Genomic DNA, 20,436 nt, shown 5'->3' on the forward strand with positions numbered 1-20,436 from the left:
GTCAGGCATCAAGGAATTTTTGAAATGAATAAAATCAATAAAATGAATAAAATCAGTAAAAAGTACGGATTATGGTTCGGGGTTGCGGCGTTGGCGGGCTGTACTTCCGTCGCCGATATGGTGGGATACGATACGGCTGCTTTGAATGAGGGAGCCGAGCGAAACTATACGCAGGTTGTACAAAAAGCGCGCAGCCAGAATGCGCTGGATGTCAGCTCTCCGACGGCGCAGCGTGTTCATCGGGTGTTTTCCCGACTGGTTCCGTATGCCAACCGCGCCAACCGTACCGGCATACCTTTTAATTGGCAGATGAATGTTATCCGCAGCAACGAGTTGAATGCTTGGGCGATGCCGGGCGGAAAAATGGCGGTATATACCGGCATGGTCGAACGTTTGCAACTGACGGATGATGAAATCGCCGCAGTCATCGGGCATGAAATGACGCATGCGCTGCTCGAACACAGCAAAAAAGCCATCGGAGGTCAGGTATTGACCGGCTTGGGTGGTTCTATTTTGGCAGGTGCCGTCGGTTTGGACGGGAATTTGGTCGGCGTCGGAACAGATTTATTGGCAACCAAACCTTTTTCGCGTCATCAGGAAAGTGAGGCAGATGCGGGAGGCGTCCGCCTGATGGCTCAGGCAGGTTACAATCCGCAGGCGGCAATCAGCGTATGGGAAAAAATGAATAGGGCGCAAGGCGGCAGTCAGGTTGCCGTCTTGTCAACCCATCCCGCCAACAATACCCGTATCGAAGCAATACGAAGGATGTTGCCGGAAGTTATGCCCGTTTATCACCAAAACAAACGCTGATATTTTGTGTTGATGGATATTTTCAAACTGTTTTAGAGGTCGTCTGAAAACCGAGTATCCAATTAATAGAGATATTTGGATAGTAAAAGGAAAACATGTGATTAAGCCGATTATTTTAAGCCTCGCGGCTGCAACTACTTTGGCAGCTTGCAATGTTCTTGAGAAAGAAAGTGTACCGATGACCGGTATGCCCAATCCGGCTTCAGAATTTTGTGTGAAGCAGGGCGGTAAGTTGGAAATCAAAAAAGACAAGGATGGCGGAGAGTATGGAATGTGCCATCTGCCTGACGGTACCATTGTGGAAGAGTGGGCGTATTTCCGTCAACACAACAAATAAGCAGCAAGAGTTAAAAAGGTCGTCTGAAACATATGTTCAGACGACCTTTTTATATGCGGAGATCTTTGCAATAAGATGAGTTGAGACCTTTGAGAATATATTGAAAAAGCCGGCAAACATTATGTTTGTCGGCTTTTTAGTCAGCACAGTATTAAGAATGCTGATGGTTGGATTTAGAACTTATAACTGATGGTAAAGAGCAAAGTCCTGCCACGCGCATAGTTATTCAGAACGGAGCGTGTCGTGCCGCCATATTTGCCATTGCATAAACCGTTGGCATCACATTCGACTTCTTCGTCATCTAAACCGCCTTTTCTTTCAAATACGCTGAAATAGCGCTGAGTTGCGGCATCGTTTGCGGCATCCAAAGGATCGATATAGCGCTTATTGAACGCATTTTGAATGTCGAAACGAAGGATAAGGTTTTTCTTCGGTTCGTAATTGGCATAGAAATCAAAAATCAGCGGCTGTCTGTTGATGCTTTCTGTTTTTTTGATCGCCCTTCTGCCCATTTGGTGTGAAGAGTAGGTGTTGGCACCGGTTGTACCGTCAACAAATTCTTCCTCAGTCGTTGCCCGTGTACTTTTGCCGTAATAGCGCATAATGCCGCCGATGGTCAATTTGTTGCCCAACCAGCGGGAACCCAATTCAAACCGCCCGTAATCTCGGGGCAAGCGGGAAATTTTGCTTAAGCCGTAACCTTGTTTGATTTGGTCTTCTTTAGAAGAATTACGGGGCGATTCGCTGGCATCGCTATAATTGGTCGGCTGGTTGGTTTTTTGATATGCGTAAGACAGGGTTGAAAAAAAGCGGCCGAAATCATAGTTCATTTCCACTTCCAAACCATTTTTATGGACAGGTTTGGCATAGTTTCGATGCTGGATAGAGTATTGCAGGCCGGTACTGGTTACCCAGCTGGGTGCTTTATCCAAATCCCACCATTTGCCATAAACATTGTGAATATAGTTGTTTATCCTGCTGCGATAGGCGACCAGTTTGAAACCCAATACATCATCCGGCTTGAAAATCCCTTTTTTGAAGGTATTGAAGCCTATTTGGTAAGTATTGGCCTGTTCCGGCTTAAGGGCGGTATTGACGCCCGAGTCGCCGATTTGTGAAAAATACATTTCTTGAATATTTGGCATTCTATGCGTACGAGAATAGCTGATAAACGGCATAAAGTAGTCGTTGACATTGATGTTTAATGCCACCGAATGGTTTACCGCATGCTTTTTACCGGATTTGGTATAAACCGGTTCGTAAAGGTCGCAGCTTGGCGTGCAATGCTGTTTATAAATTTCAGAATCTTCTCCAAATGCTTTTTTAAAGTCTTCTTGGGTATTGAAGTAGTCGGTATATTCGCCTTTGTAGCGGTAGTTGACCATATTGGTACTGTAATTCAATTGATAAATGCCTTTTTTCAAGGAAGTATCAAAATAGAACGTATTGAATTTTTGCTGGCCTGAAGGTTGTAATATGGTTGATTTTTGGGGAAATATTCCTTTGTCTCCTTTGAAGCGGCCTAAAAAGCTGTACAGGCCGGCATCTTGATCGGGACCGTCGTAAAACAGGCTCAGCTCTTCCGGAAAGCGGTTTTTACTGTATTGGTTTTTAAAGAAATTGAAACCGACGGTGGCTTTTAAATCTGTTTTGTTGGGAAGGTTGAAAGAGAAGCGGTTGTTGATATCCAAAAGATTGGCTGTGTTTTTGGTTTCCAAATAATCCAGCAGCCCCCATCCTGAAAAACGTGAGTTTTTCGGATATTTTTGTTTGCCCAGATTATGGGCGGCCAATACGTTTAAATCGACATAATCGCCAATGTTTAAATTGTAATTGGCTTGGTAGTTGCGATTTTCTACTTTGCGGCTGCCGATACGGTTGTTCATGGTACGAAGCTGAAGATCCAGCTTGTTGTTGTCGTTTTCGTATTCCACTTTGACCAAATGACTGTTTGAGCGTTGTTGTAGGCTGCTAGGGTCGATAGGTGTCAGATCCCATTGCGGTGCCAAATTCTCTTTCCAGCTTCTTTCCAAATCATCGACATAATCTCTTTGCAAAACCTCAGGATCGTTATATTTTTTGGAGAAAGGGTAGTCCCAATAGCTTTTACCGACTGCGTTGCGCTTAGAAAAGTCGCGAACCCAACGATTTTGCCCTTGGTCGAATTTCAATAAGTTGCTTTCAAAATATTCTTGTTTTTTACGGTCCAAATATTCTTCGCCAAAATTGCCGATACGCTGACCGCCGCCGCCTACTTTATAGTTTTGCTCGACATTACGGTGGCTGTAACCATATAACGCGCCGAGGCGCGCACCGCTGTCAAACCATTTTTGTACCGCTCCGGTTGCCATAAAATTGCTTTTTGTGCTGTTTGTGCCGGTCAATCCTTTGGTTAAAAGGCCGAAGGTATGGTTTCCGTGTACCACATCGTCCACCCGTAAAGTACGGAAATTGGCTGTACCGGATAAGGTATTGATGCCATTGGCACCCGAGAAACTGCCTTTGGTTACATCCACACCGGCAATAAAATTGGGATCCAGTGCCGTACCGAATTGCGAAGAGCTGCCGCTGCGTCCGGCATCGGCAGAAGTGGAATAGAAGGTTTGGGTTACGCCGTCAACCATCGTATTGACGCGTCCCAAACCGCTATCGCCACGAATATTGACCGCCAATACCCCCGATCCCTTGTCTTGTTGGGTGAAGACGCCGGGCATGCTCCGCACGATGGCATCGATGTTTTCGCTGGATTGATAAACGCGTTCACGCGAACTTTTGGCTTGGCCTTCGGTAAAAACTTTTTTCTCTTTGGTAATGTATTTGCCTTTGACTTGAATTTCATCAAGCTCTTGAGTTGAAACCTCGTCTTCTGCGTGTGCGATACTTGTTATAGCCAGTAAAGATAATGTCAGTAGGTTTAATTTGAAATTCGGATTCATAATAGTTACCTCAGAAACGAAGTCCATTACTTTATAACATATTATTAAACTTTACAAATATTTTGATAATGAATTTCATTAATTAAAAAATAAAGCGAATTTTTGTTTTAGGAGATAACCCAAACACATATGCTGAATATGGTTGAAAAGATAAAGCGGGTCTGAATTTGAATTCGATTAGCCGGGAAGAGGGAGCATTCAATTGGATTTAAACAGACGGAAGAAGAAAATTTGATTGCAATATGTGAATTGGGCCGTCGGGTTAAAATGAAACCGGCAAAAAACGTGAAATGCAAAATATAAAGTCAATATAGAAAGGTTTGAATTCAGTTGAAGCAAAGACCGATCTTTGCAAAATTCTTCTTTCCCTGACAGCCGAAACCCAAACACGGGTTTTCGGTTGCTGGGGAAAAGGGATTTTTTGCAAAGGTTTCGGTTGTATTTCGGCAACTGTTTTTGAAACATTTGCCCTTTCGAATTTCCAATGGATTCCAGTTTGGTGAATGACGGCGGAAGTGAGGGTTTTAAAAACAGGTTTACCGGGGAAGAGGTCGTCTGAAATGATGAATTCACGTTTTCAAACGAACTCTTCCGACTTGCGGCTTCTATGTCGCATCCGACGATTCTTCCTTTACCGCGTCCAGCAGCGGTATCAGCAGCTCTTCCACCAATCTTTGGAACAACGCTCCTTCTACCGGCTCGGTATCTTCGTTGCCGAACACTAAGGCGACTTCTGTATAGTCTTTTTGCCCTTTGCTGACTTTGTTGCCGTGATAGTTTTCCTTGGCTTTGTTCAAGGCATCTTCCCAGTTCTGTTTTTTGCCGTAGGCTTCGGCGGCGGCGAGGTTGGTTTTGGCGAAGAAAGGCAGCGGGCGCGTTTGTCCGAGGTTGAAGAACGTCAACCATTTTTGCAGCATTTGTTGCGCGTGGTTGCTAGGGATTTCGGGATAAAGCGTTGTTTCTTCAGGCTGAACGATATGGGTTTGGCGGGTTTCGGTTTCAGACGACCCTACCGCGCAAAAGATTAAATGTTCGAGCAGGAGGGCGATGCGTTGCGGGGCGTTGGGTTTGCGGTCGAGGTAGAACACTTGTCCGCATTGGTACAGGTTGCCGAGGCTGCCTTGCAGGGTTTGTCCGTCGAACTGGATTTCGTAGGCGAAGGGCGGCAGTTTGGGGCTTTGCAGCAATGCGCCGTCTATACGTTTGGCGGCGGCTTGGAAATTCTGCTGCCACAATTTACCCAGTTCACCGGCGGGCAACAGGCTTTCGGCGTCGAGGCGGACGGCGGTTTCTTGAAAGTCTTGGTTGTGGCGGCGGGCGTCAAGGTAGGCGGCGGCGATTTTGTCGGCGCGTTGCGGTTCGAAGGGTTCGGCGGATTCCCATGCTTCGTCGCGGTAGGGTTCGCGCCAGCCTAAGGTTTGTTGCAGCCATGCTTTGACGGGATTTTTCCAGAAGCGGATGAAGTCGTCCTGCCAGACGGTCGGTGCAGGGCTGTTTTCTTCGAGGGCTTCGCTGAAAAACGGACGCGCCTGTTCGCGCGGGCGGTTGAGGGCGTCGGCGTAGTCCTGCCGCGTGCTGAAGAGGTCGTCTGAAATTTTGTCTGCGATGAAATAGCGGTGTGAGAACGGTTGCAGGGGATGTTGTTCGACCCAGTGTTCCGCCAGTTCTTTGCTGCGCCGTCCGGTCATGGCGGCGATGGTGTCGATGAGTTCGCTGACGAGGGCGGACGGGGCGAGTTCGTCGTCGTTGCGGATGCTGCGGCCGACGTAGGAGAGATAAAGGATGTCGCGCGCGCTGATGATGGCTTCGAGGAAGAGGTAGCGGTCGTCGTCGCGGCGGGCGCGGTCGCCTTTTTGCGGGTGTTTGGCAATCAGGTCGAACACGGCTGCTTTGGTGTTGCGCGGGAAATCGCCGTCGTTCAGCCCCAACAGACAGATGACTTTAAACGGCAGGCTCCTCATCGGCACCATGCTGCAAAAGGTGATGCCACCGCGCAGGAATCCTGCTTGGCTTTCGCTGCCTAAGAAGCGGCGTATGTGGCGGATGACCGTGTGTTGCGGCAAAGTACCGCGAAAGCCTGCCAACGCGGTTTCTTCCTGCCATTTTGCCAACGCCTGCTCGAACTGCTGCAAGGCGTATTGGTCGTCGGCGTCGGGCAGGAACAGCGACTGCACCAAATCGCGGCAGCGTTCCGTCCATTCCTCCGCCGCTGCGGGTTTGCGCCACTCGGCGGCGATGCTCGACAGCGTGCGGATGAAGGCGGCAAAGCGGCCGAACACATCAAGGCGGTTGACATCGCCGTGCCACGCGCTGACGTTTTGCCAAAGCGGGCTGCCGTCGTCGGGCAGCATCCAACCCAACACGATGCGTTCCAACGCCTGCTGCCAGGTGAACAGATTGTCCGCCGCGCCGCGCATCGTTCCGTCCAACCCCCAATGCACGTTCAATTCGGCAATGGTGTCGTGCAGCAGCGGCAAGTCGTCCGCCGTCAGCCCGAAACGGCGCAGCACCAAACCGCTTTCCAACAGCGGCAGCACTTTATCGACTTCAAACCGGCTTTCCAGCAAATCCAGCGTCTGCTCCAGCGCGTAAAGCAGCGGCTGGCGGCGGCTGAGTTTCACGTCCGACACCGAATACGGCAAAGCCTGCGCGCCGCCCTGCGCCTGCCCGAACACCGCTTCGATAAACGGGCTGTACGGCTCGATGTTCGGCGTCAAAACAGCAATATCGTGCGGCTGCCAATCGGGATGTTCGTGCAGAATCCGCAACAGTTTGTCTTTCAAAATCTGCAATTCGCGCAGGGGGCTGTGTGCCGACACGATACGGATGGAGCCGTCGCCCAGCAAATCCGCGCGGCTGTGTTCAGAGTGCGTAGCCTGCCCGTGGTACGGCATTCGCAGGTTTTGAATATCGTTTTGCAGGCAGTGCAGCAGCGTGTCGTCTGAAACTTCTTCAAACACAGGCTGCTCCTCCAAGCCGATTTCTGTCAGAAAATCAAAAAAATCACGCCCCTGCTTGCCCAGCGATGCCAACAGCGGATGCCCCGTCTGCGACAAATCCGCATCGTCGCCGCCCTTCAAAAGCTGCGCCGCCTCAATCACATTGCCCCAATACTGCCCGCTCGGATTAAGTGCGAACACAAACACATCGCAATGTTCCGAAATTTTCTGCAAAAGCTGCAAATACATCGGCGCCATCGTCGAAATGCCGAACACGAAAAACCGCTCGGGCAGGTGCGCCTTATCCAAAGACGACAGCAGCTTTTCCCACAACGCCACACGGTGCGGCGCGGATTGGTTGCCATCGTCCAAATAGCGCCAAAGCTGCGCCTGCCAGACCTCGTCGTCGCCCAGCCCCAGAAGTTTACCTTCCTGCCAGGCATCAATCCACTGCGGTCGGTACACCAGATACTGGTCGAAAATATCCGCCAACTGCCCCGCCAACTGATAATCCGCCGACTCGCCGCTGCCCAAATAGCTTTGCAAGACAGAACGGACGTTTTCAAACTCAGAGGCCGTCTGAAAACGCTCGCTGCGGAACAAATCCAAAAGCCGCCAGCGCATCACCTCCGGCGAAAACGGACTGAGCGCGGGAATATCGGGAATCAGCTTCTGCATCAACTGCCACGTCAAACCCGCCGGCAGGCTGAATTGCAAATTCGCCGCCACCCCTAGTTCGCGCGCCAGATACACGCTCAAATAACGCCGCATCCCCTGACTCTGTACCACAATCTGTTCCGCCGCCAAAGCAGACTCAAGCGGCCTGACCCTTTGGATTCCGGCAAACAGGGCGGCTAGCGATTCGAGGCGGTTGGACTGGTAGAGGTAGAACATGGCGGGAGTAGGGCGGTGGATAATAAACGGGATTATATAGTGGATTGCAATAGAAAATACCTGCGCGTGAATATTGGTACAGGTATTTTTTATTTGGATTGACAGGATATGGGCTTATCGGCTGATGACGGTTGTTTTACCGCATCTGTTTTAGGGATTGAATAGTAACGGAGAGAGATGGGTTTAAAGTCGTCTGAAAACGTTTCAGACGACTTTAAAACATATTTAAATCGCTATGTCCGAATATGGTTTCTCTTGCCAGTGGGAAATGGTAGGCCGGCTGTTTATTGGGATCGATAGCAAAAGGTCGTCTGAAAATATTTCAGACGACCTTGGTTGTTTACGATGCCGGTATCTCCGCCGCGCAAGGTTTGGCAGTTTTATGTTTTGGCGATTTCAGGAAATTGCGGCAGTCTTCCAAAATTTGGGGCAGAAGCGGTTCGAATTCCTTTCTACTGCGGATTTTGCCGGTGTAAAACGACATCATGTAAGGATAGTAATAATACATATCTTGCATCCATTGCGCGCCTTCTTTGGTTTTACCTTGACGGTAGAGGTAGAGGCCGACTTGGTAGTCGTTGCTGTAAGGGCGGTAGGTGAGTGCGTCGAATGCCGCTTTTTGCGCCCAAGGTTGGACTTTTTCATCGGCAGGATCGGCACGGCGGGTCAGGCTCAGGTCGGCATAATAGGCCAGCATGGGGCTGGTTTCCGAAATGCGGCGCAGTCCGGAAATTTTGGCGTTGACTTGAGACGGGTCGTCGGTTTTGGGTTGACGGCTGTAAGCGGTCAGGTCGGTATAGTTCCAGCCTAAGTGTAGCGTGCCGCCGATAATGGCCAATGCGGCGATACCGCCTGCCAAATTGCGGCGACGGGCTTGTTTGATTCCGTCGGATACATCTTCATAACGCGCGCTTGAGAGCGAAAGTATGAGGGCGAACGGAGTCAGGAAGTAGATGTACCAAAGCGGGTATTCGAGCATGCTGTGGCACATGGTTACGCTTGCGGCGGTCAGTAGGAACAGGTTGGCCGGATTGGACGGACGGGTAATCAAACGCCAAACGCCCGCCAGCATGGTTCCCGCGCTCAATAATGCACCTGTCAGCCCCATTTCGGCAAGGATTTGCAGGATAAGGTTGTGGCAGTGGGTGAACAAAACGCCTAGGATGTTATTGGCAAAGTATTGTTTTTCGGCATTTAATAGGAAACTCAGGCTGCCGAAGCTGTTCCAGCCGTGTCCGAGGATTGGGGAGCGGGTAAAGGCGGTCCAGGCATTCCGCCATTCGATTTGGCGCGCAGAACCTTCAAAATCACTATGACCGGCGCGTTCTATGGCGGTTTCGTAACGGCTGTTGCCCAGTAAATCAAGCAATGTCCCCATGCCGAACTGGAAAACCGCAGCCAATACCGCTGCGAAAAAGAAGATTTTAATTAAGCGTGCCGATTCGCGGCCTGCCCGCCAGTACCAAAAAGGCAGAATCAATACGATGGCGATGATGTAGCCCAAGATAGTACGCGAGTTGACCAAACCCAAGACGGCAGTCAGCAGAAATACGCAAAGCAATCCGAGCCAGTCGGGCATTTTCCGCGTTGCCCACAAATAGGATGCGGCAAGTACGCCCCACATCAGATAATGTCCCAGATGGTTGCGCTGCCCGAGCTGGCCGTTTACCGTTCCGCCGCCGTAAGCCAATATGCCGTGGAACAGGGAAATGTCCGACCATCCTTTGAACTGCATAAACGCCACGACAGCCTGCGCGGCTGCACCAAAAAACAACGACCATGCGAATACGGTAACAACTCGGTCCTGCCCGTAAGCGGAAATCCAGCCGCGACAGGCCCAGGCAGAAAGGGCGAGGATGACGAAAGTCCATGCCGCCAAGTCGCTCATCCCCGGATACAGCAAACCCATTGCCCGCGACTGTATCGCCCAATATACCGCCATCAGCAACAGTCCGACAGATACATAAGGCAGGCGGATATTGAGCAGGCCTTTATATGCCGAAGCCAATACTAAAATTGTCGCACCCAACAGGGAGCCGGCTTCAAGGTAGAAGCTCGGCAGTGGGCCTACGCGGTAAATCGACAGGAAAGGGACGGCGCAAACCCAGATAAAACAAACCCATAAAGGCAGCAGGCGGATATTCCATTCATTTTTAAGATGATATGCGGTACGGGCAAACATTATTTCCCCTCTTTTTTGTGTTGTTTGATAAATGCGAGGCAGGCGACAAAGAAAATTATGCAGGAGGTAAGCGACAATGCGGCGCACAGGCGTTCGGCAGGCGAAGCGTCAAACAGGCGCATGACCGCCTCGGCAAAATAAATCAGAATCAGCATAGAGCTGTATTGATAAGTATAAATACGGCCCTTGAGTATGCCGCCCAGCGGCAGGCATAAAGGCAGGGCTTTGAGGGCAAGCCATGAACCGCCGTTGCGCAAAGGCGCAATCCACAATTCCCAAGACAGGGAAAGCAGAATCAGAAAAATCAGGCTGGCACACGAGGCAAGATAGGGTAGGGAAGGTTTCGATGATGTATTCACGGGCAGGTCTGAACGGCTTTCAGCCGGATATTGGAACGCGAATTATACCGAAACAGGATGTGATGACGCAAAAAGGTCGTCTGAAACCCTCTATCTGAAGGTTTCAGACGACCTATTGCCGTTTCATCATTTTTTTTTAGATTTTGGTAAAGATGGCTTCGTTTTCAAAACGCGATTTTGGCAGCGCAGCGTTGAAATCATCTGCGGCACGGTAGCCGAAGGAGACGACGGCGACGGCTTTGTAGCCTTTTTCGGTCAAACCGAATTCCTCATTCAAAACCTGCAAATCCACGCCTTCCATCGGCACGGCGTCGATGCCTGCTGCGGCAGCGGCGAATAGGGTGAAGCCCATGTTGAGATAGACTTGTTTGGCAAGCCATTGCTCTTCATCTTGGATTTGGTTGCGGTGGATGCCCAAGAACAAGCGGCGGGTAGAGTCGCCGGCCTGCTTGGCTTCTTCCGTAGCAAAACGTCCATCTTTGTCTTCTTGTGCCAATACGGCGGCGACATAATCATCGTCGGCGCAAACGCGGGCGGCGAAGACGACGACATGAGAAGCATGGGCAATTTTCGGGGCGTTGTAAGGGAGTTTTTCAGTAGCTTTGGCAATACGCGCTTTGCCTGCTTCGTTATCGGCGATGATGAAGTGCCACGGCTGCATATTGACGCTGGAGGGGCTGTTGCGCAGGGCGGCTTCGATATGGGCGAAGTCTTCGGCTGCGATTTTTTTGGACGGGTCGAAAGATTTGGTGCTGTATCGTTGGCGGACGATTTCGGTAATATTCATGATTTATTGCCTCTTTATAAAAAAAGAAAAACAGATTATAGGAAGGTCGTCTGAAAGGAGCAATCAGGCAAATCTTAATACTTTAGACGATAGGAAGACTTTTATTTTTCGCCGATTGAAGATAATAAGTGTATGCAAAAAAGCCTGAACAAATTGTTCAGGCTTTTTAAATTTGGCTCCCCGACCTGGGCTCGAACCAGGGACCTGCGGATTAACAGTCCGTCGCTCTACCGACTGAGCTATCGGGGAATGGGGCGTATTATATAGCCCTGAAAAAAAGTGTCAACTAAAATTTCAACTTACGAAACGGCAGCATTTCAAATATTTGAATGGTAAGTATATTATTTTGACTTTATTCCATTAATATTTTGCGCTGATTAATTTCCCGTTTTTAAATACCTGTTGCTGCATGACGTTGCCGTTGTAGGCATATACGGTTAATGAACCGTCATACGGTGTGGCGCGGAATTGTAGCAGCCGGTCGCGGGGCAAGGGGTAGGGGTCGGTGCGTTTCCTGCTGTTGTCGCTGTAGAAATCCTGTACCAGATATTCATGATTGTGCCTGCTGATTAATTGCCGATAGTAACCGCCCTTGACGGGGCTGTCGGCAGGGTTGCCCTGCGCGTCAAAGTAAGTAACGATTTGTTCCTCGATAATATGGATACCGCCGTTGTTTTTAGGGATACGGTTTTCCCTTTTGTCGATGCCGACGGGAATATTGACAGAGGTACCTAATCCGATATGGCTGCCTATACCTGTTCCCAAGCCGAGGCCTACCGACATGCGGGGCGAGTTTGCGGTGCAGGCGGTCAGGATGAAGGCGGATAGCGATAACGCAGTGGCAATAGGCTTCATAAGATAATTCTCATGGGTTGAATATCCATATAAAACAATTATATATTATAGATTGGCATAGGTAAAAAAATATCGGCGGCTAGATAGCCGCCGATATTTTTTATGAAGCCAAGATGCGTGGGAACAGGATTTCGTTTTCCAAGTGGATATGTTCTTCCAAATCGTCCGACAGTTCTTGTGCCAACGCATATAACCTTTGCTGGTCTTTGTTGGCGTTTTGCGGCGGAGTGAAATGATTGGTCAGGGTTTTCAACTGCGCCAGTGCGCGGTCGTGTTCTTCGTGTTCGTGCATCATGACATTAACCGGCATGGCGGCGCGGCTGCCCAAGCCCTGTTTTGCCATCGGGAACAACATACGTTCTTCCTTCATCATGTGCATCAGCAGCTCGTTTTGGATGTATTCGAGCAGTTCCGGCAGTTTGGCAGGGAAGCCGTCGGGCGAGGTTGAGGCGATTTTATGCGCCAAGGGGACAAGCTCTTCAAGTTGTGCGCGGTGGGTATTGTGATAGCGGCTGATGACATGGTCTATCACGGTATTTACGGGGGAAACTTCCCAAACGGTCAAATCGGTCATGGCGGTATTCCTGAATTTAGTCGTTTTCAGACGACGTTTAAGGTTTGTGGTAAAGATTGATATTGTATGAATGTATTCGAAGCATACACCCCGCGCGGGCGGATGTACAGTTTTCGGCCTTGTTTCACGCAATACTTATAACCAATTTTTCTTTGCGGGAAACAAACCATTCTTTCCGTTTTTCAGACGACCCCGTTAAAGTGGCAGCATCTTCTTTTTCCCTTCCGAGCGACCATGTTATTACTCAAAACGCCCAGCGTACTGCCCGGCTTCAAAATCAGCCTCGGCCTGACCGTATTGTGCCTGTCGCTTCTGGTGGTTTTGCCGTTTGCGATGATGGCGGCGAAGGCGGCGGAAATCGGCTGGGGCGGCTTTTGGAACACGATTGCCGAGCCGAACGTGTTGGCGGCGGTGTGGCTGAGTTTGCGGATGTCGTTTTATGCGATGCTGACCAATGTCGTGTTCGGCACACTGGTGGCGTGGGTGTTGGTGCGCTATGAATTTCCGCTCAAGGGGCTGGTGAACGCACTGGTCGATTTGCCGTTTGCGCTGCCGACGGCGGTTACGGGCATCGCGTTGGCGACCCTGTATGCGCCCAACGGTTGGATAGGCCGTTTTTTCGAGCCTTTGGGCATCAAAATTGCGTTTACGCCCGTCGGCATTTGGATTGCGCTGGTTGTCGTCAGCCTGCCCTTTATCGTCCGCGCCGTACAGCCGGTATTGGAGGAATTGTCGGGCGAATATGAGGAAGCGGCGGCAACTTTGGGGGCAAACCGCTTCACAACGTTCCGCCGCGTGCTGCTGCCGGAAATCACGCCGGCGCTCTTAACCGGCGCGGGCATGATGTTCGCGCGGGCAACGGGGGAATACGGCTCGGTGATTTTTATCGCGGGCAACATTCCGATGGTTTCCGAAATCCTGCCGCTGATTATTACGGGCAAGCTGGAACAGTTCGACGTACAGGGCGCGTCGGCGGTAGCGTTGTTTATGCTGCTGGTTTCGTTTGTGATCCTGTTTGCGCTGAACGTGATGCAGTGGGCGTTGAGCAGGCGTTCGGGAGCGAAGGGTTGAGGGGTCGTCTGAAAAATGTAGGTCGGATTCTCGAATCCGACGCGTTTTGATACCTGAAACCAGAAAAATGGAACATTGGATATTTTGTCGGATTCAAGAATCCGACCTACCGTGAAAAGTCGTTTGAAATCCCTGTTGCCCTGCGGTGGATTCCCGCCTACGCGGGAATGACGGCAGCTAGACGTTTTTTGTTCCCCTTTTAATCCATAAAAGATAAAAGGTCGTCTGAAAACGAATCCGCTCTACGAAAACGGTTTTTCAGACGGCCTCCAAACATCTTAAACAACAAACCAGAGAACACCACCGCCATGAAACCCTATTCCGCCAATCCCAACCTGACCGAACCGCGCTGGCTGCGCGTGCTGCTGACCGCCGTCGCGCTGGGGTTCCTGCTGCTGATGCTGGTCGTACCGCTTGTCGCCGTGTTTTACGAAGCGCTGAAAGGCGGTTGGGGTCTGTACCTTCAATCTATTACCGACCCCGAAGCGTGGGCGGCGATCAAGCTCACCCTGATTACCGCCGCAGTGGTCGTTCCCGTCAATGCCGTCTTGGGTGTGGCGATGGCGTGGCTGCTGACCCGTTTCGACTTCCGCGGCAAGCAGTTGCTGACCACCCTGCTCGATTTGCCGTTTTCCGTGTCGCCCGTGGTTGCCGGTTTGATGTTCGTCTTATTGTTCGGCGCGCACACGGCATTGGGCGGCTGGCTGGAAGCGCAAGGCATACAGATTATCTTCGCCATCCCCGGCATTATTTTGGCGACGCTGTTCGTTACCTTCCCCTTTGTCGCGCGCGAAATCATCCCGCTGATGCAGGCGCAGGGCGACAGCGAAGAACAAGCTGCCCTGATACTCGGCGCAAGCGGCTGGCAGATGTTTTGGCGCGTTACCCTGCCCAACATCAAATGGGCGCTGCTCTACGGCATCATCCTCACCAACGCCCGCGCGATGGGCGAGTTCGGCGCAGTCAGCGTAGTATCGGGACACATACGCGGCGAAACCAACACCATCCCGCTTTTGGTCGAAATCTTCTACAACGAATACAACTTCACCGGCGCATTCGCCCTCTCCGGCGTATTGGCACTTTTAGCACTGGCGACGCTGGCGGTGCAGAACATCATCACAAAATTACAAGATAAAAAACTCGCCGCCGCCGAAAGGAACGCAGCATGAGCATCACCATCCAAAACCTAAACAAACACTTCGGAGCGTTCCACGCGCTGAAAAACATCAACCTCAACGTACCCACCGGCAAACTCGTTTCCCTGCTCGGCCCTTCCGGCTGCGGCAAAACCACGCTCCTGCGCATCATCGCCGGACTGGAAAACGCCGACGGCGGCAATATCCTCTTTGACGGGCAAGACGTAACCGCCAAGCATGTGCGCGAGCGCAAAGTCGGTTTCGTGTTCCAACACTACGCCCTCTTCCGCCACATGAACGTATTTGACAACGTCGCCTTCGGTTTAACCGTATTGCCCAAGTCCGAACGCCCGTCCAAAGAACAAATCCGCGCCAAAGTCGAAGAATTGCTCAAACTCGTGCAGCTCTCCCACCTCGCCAAATCCTATCCGCACCAGCTCTCCGGCGGCCAACGCCAACGCATCGCCCTCGCCCGCGCCCTCGCGGTCGAACCCAAACTCCTGCTCCTAGACGAACCCTTCGGCGCGCTGGATGCCAAAGTGCGCAAAGAATTGCGTACCTGGCTGCGCGACATCCATCATAACCTAGGCGTAACCAGCATTCTGGTGACGCACGACCAAGAAGAAGCCCTCGAAGTTTCCGACGAAATCGTCGTCATGAACCACGGCAAAATCGAGCAAACCGGCAGCGCCGAAGCCATTTACCGCAAACCCGAAAACGCCTTCGTTACCGAATTTCTCGGCGAAACCGACGCATTTGAAGGACGCATCGAAAAAGGCATCTGGCACTACAACGGCTTCGCGTGGAAATTGGACGCGCACTACAAATGGCAGGAACAAACCGCCACCGGCTACATCCGCCCGCACGAATGGCAGATCGCCGCCAAACACGAAACCCCGATGATCCGCGCCAAAATCGAAAAAATCCACGCCGTCGGCGCCCTGACGCACGTTTTGGTGAAACACGGCAAACAGGACGTACATATCACGCTCGCAGGCAGCGACGCTTCTCGGCTGGATTTGACCGCAGGGCGGGAATTGGCATTGGTGCCGAAACAGGTTTATGTGTTCTCGCAGAACGAGTTGATTGAATATTCGATTTGATAGAGGGGATAACGAAAGGTCGTCTGAAAACAGGTTTTCAGACGACCTTTGCTTTTGATGGATGGCGGGTTCGACCGAATCAGTCTTTCAACCTGAATTCCGCTGAGCGCGCGTGGGCGGTCAGGCTTTCGCCGTGTGCCAACACGCTGGCGATTTTACCCAGTTTCTGCGCGCCTTGTTCGGAGACTTGAATCAGGCTGGAGCGTTTTTGGAAGTCGTAAGTGCCCAGCGGCGAGGAGAAGCGGGCGGTGCGGCTGGTGGGCAGGACGTGGTTGGGGCCGGCGCAGTAGTCGCCGAGGCTTTCGCTGGTGTAGCGTCCCATGAAAATCGCGCCGGCGTGGCGGATTTTTTTCGCCCATTCCTGCGGGTTTTCTACCGACAATTCCAAGTGTTCGGGGGAAATGTAGTTGGCGATTTCGCAGGCTTCGTCCAAGTCTTTGGCGAGTATCATCGCGCCCCTGTTGCCGAGCGAGGCTTCGATGATGTCGCGGCGGGGCATGGTTGCTATGAGGCGGTTCATGGCGGCTTGGACTTCGTCGAGATAGGGCTGCGACGTGCCGATGAGGATGGCTTGGGCGATTTCGTCGTGTTCGGCTTGGCTGAACAAATCCATCGCCACCCAGTCGGCGGGCGTGGTGCCGTCGGCGATGACGAGGATTTCAGACGGCCCCGCCACCATGTCGATGCCGACTACGCCGAACACGCGCCGTTTGGCGGCGGCGACGAAGGCGTTGCCCGGGCCGGTGATTTTATCGACCTGCGGTACGGACTCGGTGCCGTAGGCGAGGGCGGCAACCGCCTGCGCGCCGCCGACGGTGAAGACTTTAGTAACGCCTGCGACGAAGGCGGCGGCAAGTACGATGTCGTTGCGTTCGCCTTTGGGCGTGGGGACGACCATGATGATTTCTTGCACGCCTGCGACATGGGCAGGCATGGCGTTCATGATGACGGAACTCGGATACGCCGCTTTGCCGCCGGGGACGTAAATGCCGACGCGGTCAAGCGGTGTAATCTGTTGTCCCAACAGCGTGCCGTCTTCGTCTTCGTAGGTCCACGATTCCATTTTTTGGCGTTGGTGGTAGCTTTCGACCCGTGCAGCGGCGGTTTTCAAGGCGGTTTGAATTTCGGGCTGCAAACGCTCGAATGCGGCCTGCAAATCGTCTTGAGTGAGGATGAGGTCGGCTATGGTTTGGGCGGACGTGCCGTCGAAGCGGTTGGTGTATTCGATGAGCGCCGCATCGCCGCGCTTTTGCACGTCGGCGCAGATGTCGGCGACGATGCGGTCGATTTCGGGATTCTGCGCGGTTTCAAAGGCCAGCAGGGCTTTGAGTTCGGCTTGGAAATCGGGCGATTGGGTGTTGAGTTTTTTCATGATTTGGTTTTCTCCTTTGTTATTTTGGGACTTGGGGTCGTCTGAAGCATCTCTTGCTCGGTTTTGGGTCTGATATAAGCCTTTTCGCCCCTGCTGGCAAACTTCAATTCGGGCAGGCATTTTTGTTGTAGACCGAGTTTGGCTAATACCTCTTCGCTACGAGAGGTAGTATGGAAACGGTAACGGGTTTGTTTTCTGCCGTTTTTGGTTTCCTCAGTCATTGTTTCAAAGCCGTCCACTTCGTACGCGCTGACAACAGCGTTTTGCAGTCCGGTGTGAACGCCGATAACGTATTTCACTTTTGAAGCGACGTCTTTACCGATAACCCAGTTGCCCAACGTGCGCGATTTGAGGTTGGCATCGTCTTGGTTGTCGAAGCTGTAGTCCGATTCTTCGTCGGTATCCAAGTCTAACGCGTCTTGGATTTTGACGGCGAGAATCAGGCCGTCGGGATTAAGGCCGTCAAGCGGGCAGGGCGTGAATTTGAAGCGGCTGTCGAGTTCTTCCGCGCTGATGCCGCCTGCGCCGCATCCGGCAGATTGGTTTTTGAATTTTTTGCCGACAACGGATTTGACGAAATGAATCAGGGCAGTTTCGGCGGCTTGCGCTTCGGCTTCGGTCAGATGATAGCTGATGATATGGCGGCCGAGTTTCTTGCATTTGGCAATGGCTTTGCGTGCCGGTACGTCAATGTCGCCGTCTTGCGAACGGGCGGCTTGTTCATGCTCGAAGATGCGGTTATCGCAGCCTTTGCCGATGTAGAGGATTTTGTCTTTTTTCATGTCGGTCAGACAATAGACGTAAAACCGACGCTCTCCGTTATTCAAAACGGACAGGGTTGAATCTGAAAATTTTTTTATTTTTGCAACCATTTTAAATCCTCCTATACAGTTTACTGCCGGTGGTATTTTCAGACGACCTGTCGGCGGGAACGGCTAGGGTCGTCTGAAAACGCATCTTCATTCAAATGAACGCTCACCCCGCCTTCGCTGCGCTGCCGAACGCCTGAATAATCGGCTCCAGCAGCGCGTGTTTCGTTTTCAATGCGGCTTTGTTGACCACCAGACGGCTGGAAATATCGACAACGTGTTCGACCGCTTCCAAGCCGTTCGCCTTAAGCGTGTTGCCGGTGGAGACCAAATCGACGATGGCGTCGCTCAAACCGACCAGCGGCGCAAGCTCCATCGAGCCGTAGAGTTTGATGATGTCAACGTGTACGCCTTTGCCGGCGAAATGCTCGGCGGTGATGTTGGGGTATTTCGTCGCGATGCGCAGGCGGCTGCCGGGCTGCGAGGCGGCGGCGTAGTCGAAACCTTTGCGGACGGCGACCATCATGCGGCATTCGGCGATGTGCAAATCCAGCGGCTGATAAAGCCCGCTGCCGCCGTGTTCGATTAAAACGTCTTTGCCCGCGATGCCGAAGTCTGCCGCGCCGTATTGGACGTAAGTCGGCACGTCGGTGGCGCGGACGATGACGAGTCGGATGTTTTCATGGTTGGTGCCGATAATCAGTTTGCGCGATTTTTCGGGCGCTTCGGCAGGAATGATGCCCGCCGAAGCCAAAAGCGGCAGGGTTTCTTCAAAGATGCGCCCTTTGGAGAGGGCGATGGTCAGCGTGTTTTCAGTCATTGTTGTTGTGTGCCGTCAGACTTTGAACCTGTATCAAGCAGGCGGTCTGACTTTCTCCATTGTATAGTGGATTAACTTTAAACCAGTACGGCGTTACCTCGCCTTAGCTCAAAGAGAACGATTCTCTAAGGTGCTGAAGCACCAAGTGAATCGGTTCCGTACTATCTGTACTGTCTGCGGCTTCGTCGCCTTGTCCTGATTTAGTTAATCCAATATATGTTTCAGATGGGAAAAAGGTCGTCTGAAAACCGCGACCGGCATTCAGACGACCCCATGTGGATCAAAGCAGTTTTTTGATGTCGGCGGCAATAGTTGCCGGCTCGCTGCCGTAAGGTGAGAAAATCGCCACTTCGCCGTTTTTATCAATCAGATACGCGCCGGAAGAGTGGTCAACCAGATAGTTCTCGCTGTCTTCCTTCTGAACCACTTTGGCGGAAACCACGCGGTATTGCTGTTTGATGACCGGCAGGCTTTGGTCGCCTGTCGCAGTCAGGCCGATAAATTCAGGATTGAACTGTTTGACGTATTTGCTGATGACTTCAGGCGTGTCGCGCTCGGGGTCGATGCTGACGAACACTACTTTCACATCTTTCGCCTGATCGCCCAGCTGTTTCAATGTGTCGCTGTAAGTCAGCAATTCGGTCGGGCAAACGTCGGGGCAGTGGGTGTAGCCGAAGGACAGGATCACGACTTTGCCTTTCAGGTCGCTTAAGCTGAACGGCTTGCCGTCGCCGTCAGTCAGCGTGAAATCGCCGCCGATGTCCTCTTTACGCATATCCGTTCCCGGACCTTGCGGTTTGGGAGCGGCAGCAGCATTAAGCGAGGTCGTTTCAGGAGAAGAAGCAGGCGTTGCAGCTGGGGCAGACGCTGTTGAAGAAGCGGCTGAAGCAGTCGCAGGATTTTGTTCCGGCGCTTTGGCTTCAGGTTTGCAGGCAGCAAGTGCGGTAAGGGCGAATGCGCCCAAAATGGCGGTACGGATTGCAGTAGGCATCATAAAAATTCTCCAATGCAAATATGGTGTGTGAACGTCGTCTGAAAATAAAAAATCAAACGAACGCCGTCATCTTAGCGCGTTTGCAACATTTAATATAGCGGTTTATGCCGTTTTTTGGCTGAAAATGAATGATGTTTGATATAAGTGGAAAGAGTAGGACGCGTCGGGAACAAAATAAAATAAATTTAATGTTTTTAAAAATCAAAAATATAAGTAGTATATCTGCAAACAAAGCAAGATTTTGCTTTACAAGCCCGAATACACCGCTATAATAGCGACTTCTTCACCAGCCCAGGTGGCGAAATTGGTAGACGCAGGGGACTCAAAATCCCCCGCCGCAAGGTGTGTCGGTTCGAGTCCGACCCTGGGCACCACAACCGCTTTTAGAGCGGTTATTTTTTTGTCTATCACAGTCTAACGCCGTAAACTAAAGCCAAGAAATACAAGGCTTTCCGCTG

Annotated in this window: 16 protein-coding genes and 2 tRNA genes; 6 read left to right on the top strand and 12 right to left on the bottom strand. The window is 51.6% G+C overall.

Features of this window, described 5'->3' with window-relative positions:
• Window positions 1-42 precede the first annotated feature (42 nt).
• Both MON37_RS02895 and MON37_RS02900 read left to right on the top strand, forming a co-directional pair.
• On the top strand, window positions 43-810 hold the full coding sequence (locus tag MON37_RS02895; protein WP_039407957.1) for a M48 family metallopeptidase: 768 nt from the start codon (window positions 43-45) through the stop codon (window positions 808-810).
• A 97-nt stretch (window positions 811-907) separates the two neighbouring features.
• Window positions 908-1,147 (top strand): putative hemolysin, encoded by a 240-nt coding sequence (locus MON37_RS02900; protein ID WP_039407938.1) that lies wholly within the window; start codon window positions 908-910, stop codon window positions 1,145-1,147.
• 173 nt (window positions 1,148-1,320) lie between these two features.
• Here MON37_RS02900 and MON37_RS02905 read toward each other — a convergent pair whose 3' ends face one another.
• The 8 genes from MON37_RS02905 to MON37_RS02940 all read right to left on the bottom strand — a co-directional run bounded on the left by MON37_RS02905 (window position 1,321) and on the right by MON37_RS02940 (window position 12,673).
• Window positions 1,321-4,083 (bottom strand): TonB-dependent receptor domain-containing protein, encoded by a 2,763-nt coding sequence (locus MON37_RS02905; RefSeq protein WP_039407935.1) that lies wholly within the window; start codon window positions 4,081-4,083, stop codon window positions 1,321-1,323.
• Window positions 4,084-4,688: 605 nt separating this feature from the next.
• Entirely contained in the window at window positions 4,689-7,916 is a 3,228-nt protein-coding gene (gene recC, locus MON37_RS02910; protein WP_039407933.1) for an exodeoxyribonuclease V subunit gamma, read from the bottom strand.
• 340 nt (window positions 7,917-8,256) lie between these two features.
• The gene (locus MON37_RS02915) at window positions 8,257-10,098 is read right to left on the bottom strand and encodes a PglL family O-oligosaccharyltransferase (RefSeq protein ID WP_039407930.1); all 1,842 of its coding nucleotides are present in this window, start codon (window positions 10,096-10,098) and stop codon (window positions 8,257-8,259) included.
• A complete protein-coding gene (locus MON37_RS02920) occupies window positions 10,098-10,457 on the bottom strand; it encodes a DUF2069 domain-containing protein (protein WP_039407927.1) in 360 nt (119 codons plus the stop codon). The genes MON37_RS02915 and MON37_RS02920 overlap by 1 nt, the downstream gene beginning before the upstream one ends.
• Before the next feature lie 136 nt (window positions 10,458-10,593).
• Complete coding sequence (nfsB, locus tag MON37_RS02925) at window positions 10,594-11,244, bottom strand: oxygen-insensitive NAD(P)H nitroreductase (RefSeq protein ID WP_039407924.1); 651 nt, start codon at window positions 11,242-11,244, stop codon at window positions 10,594-10,596.
• Between the two features lie 173 nt (window positions 11,245-11,417).
• A tRNA-Asn gene (locus MON37_RS02930) sits at window positions 11,418-11,493 on the bottom strand.
• Between the two features lie 111 nt (window positions 11,494-11,604).
• The gene (locus MON37_RS02935; RefSeq protein WP_039407921.1) at window positions 11,605-12,099 is read right to left on the bottom strand and encodes a hypothetical protein; all 495 of its coding nucleotides are present in this window, start codon (window positions 12,097-12,099) and stop codon (window positions 11,605-11,607) included.
• Window positions 12,100-12,199: 100 nt separating this feature from the next.
• On the bottom strand, window positions 12,200-12,673 hold the full coding sequence (locus MON37_RS02940) for a hemerythrin domain-containing protein (protein WP_039407918.1): 474 nt from the start codon (window positions 12,671-12,673) through the stop codon (window positions 12,200-12,202).
• Window positions 12,674-12,907: 234 nt separating this feature from the next.
• On the opposite strand from MON37_RS02940, the gene cysT reads away from it, so the two are divergent.
• The 3 genes from cysT (at window position 12,908) to MON37_RS02955 (ending at window position 15,983) form a co-directional block, all read left to right on the top strand.
• On the top strand, window positions 12,908-13,744 hold the full coding sequence (gene cysT / locus MON37_RS02945; RefSeq protein ID WP_003759178.1) for a sulfate ABC transporter permease subunit CysT: 837 nt from the start codon (window positions 12,908-12,910) through the stop codon (window positions 13,742-13,744).
• Between the two features lie 308 nt (window positions 13,745-14,052).
• A complete protein-coding gene (cysW, locus tag MON37_RS02950; protein WP_039407914.1) occupies window positions 14,053-14,913 on the top strand; it encodes a sulfate ABC transporter permease subunit CysW in 861 nt (286 codons plus the stop codon).
• Window positions 14,910-15,983, top strand: coding sequence for a sulfate/molybdate ABC transporter ATP-binding protein (locus tag MON37_RS02955; RefSeq protein WP_039407911.1), 1,074 nt, complete (start codon window positions 14,910-14,912; stop codon window positions 15,981-15,983). The genes cysW and MON37_RS02955 overlap by 4 nt, the downstream gene beginning before the upstream one ends.
• Window positions 15,984-16,062: 79 nt before the next feature.
• On the opposite strand, the gene hisD is transcribed toward MON37_RS02955, so the two are convergent.
• From hisD to MON37_RS02975, 4 genes are all read right to left on the bottom strand, one after another.
• Entirely contained in the window at window positions 16,063-17,355 is a 1,293-nt protein-coding gene (gene hisD, locus MON37_RS02960; RefSeq protein ID WP_039407908.1) for a histidinol dehydrogenase, read from the bottom strand.
• On the bottom strand, window positions 17,352-18,227 hold the full coding sequence (locus MON37_RS02965) for an endonuclease (protein WP_039407906.1): 876 nt from the start codon (window positions 18,225-18,227) through the stop codon (window positions 17,352-17,354). The genes hisD and MON37_RS02965 overlap by 4 nt, the downstream gene beginning before the upstream one ends.
• A gap of 103 nt (window positions 18,228-18,330) precedes the next feature.
• A complete protein-coding gene (hisG, locus tag MON37_RS02970) occupies window positions 18,331-18,984 on the bottom strand; it encodes an ATP phosphoribosyltransferase (protein WP_039407903.1) in 654 nt (217 codons plus the stop codon).
• A gap of 280 nt (window positions 18,985-19,264) precedes the next feature.
• A complete protein-coding gene (locus tag MON37_RS02975) occupies window positions 19,265-19,978 on the bottom strand; it encodes an SCO family protein (RefSeq protein ID WP_082013630.1) in 714 nt (237 codons plus the stop codon).
• A gap of 289 nt (window positions 19,979-20,267) precedes the next feature.
• Here MON37_RS02975 and MON37_RS02980 point away from each other — a divergent pair.
• Window positions 20,268-20,352, top strand: a tRNA-Leu gene (locus MON37_RS02980).
• Window positions 20,353-20,436 lie beyond the last annotated feature (84 nt).

Origin of the sequence: Morococcus cerebrosus, from assembly GCF_022749515.1 — a bacterium.
GTDB lineage: Bacteria > Pseudomonadota > Gammaproteobacteria > Burkholderiales > Neisseriaceae > Neisseria > Neisseria cerebrosa.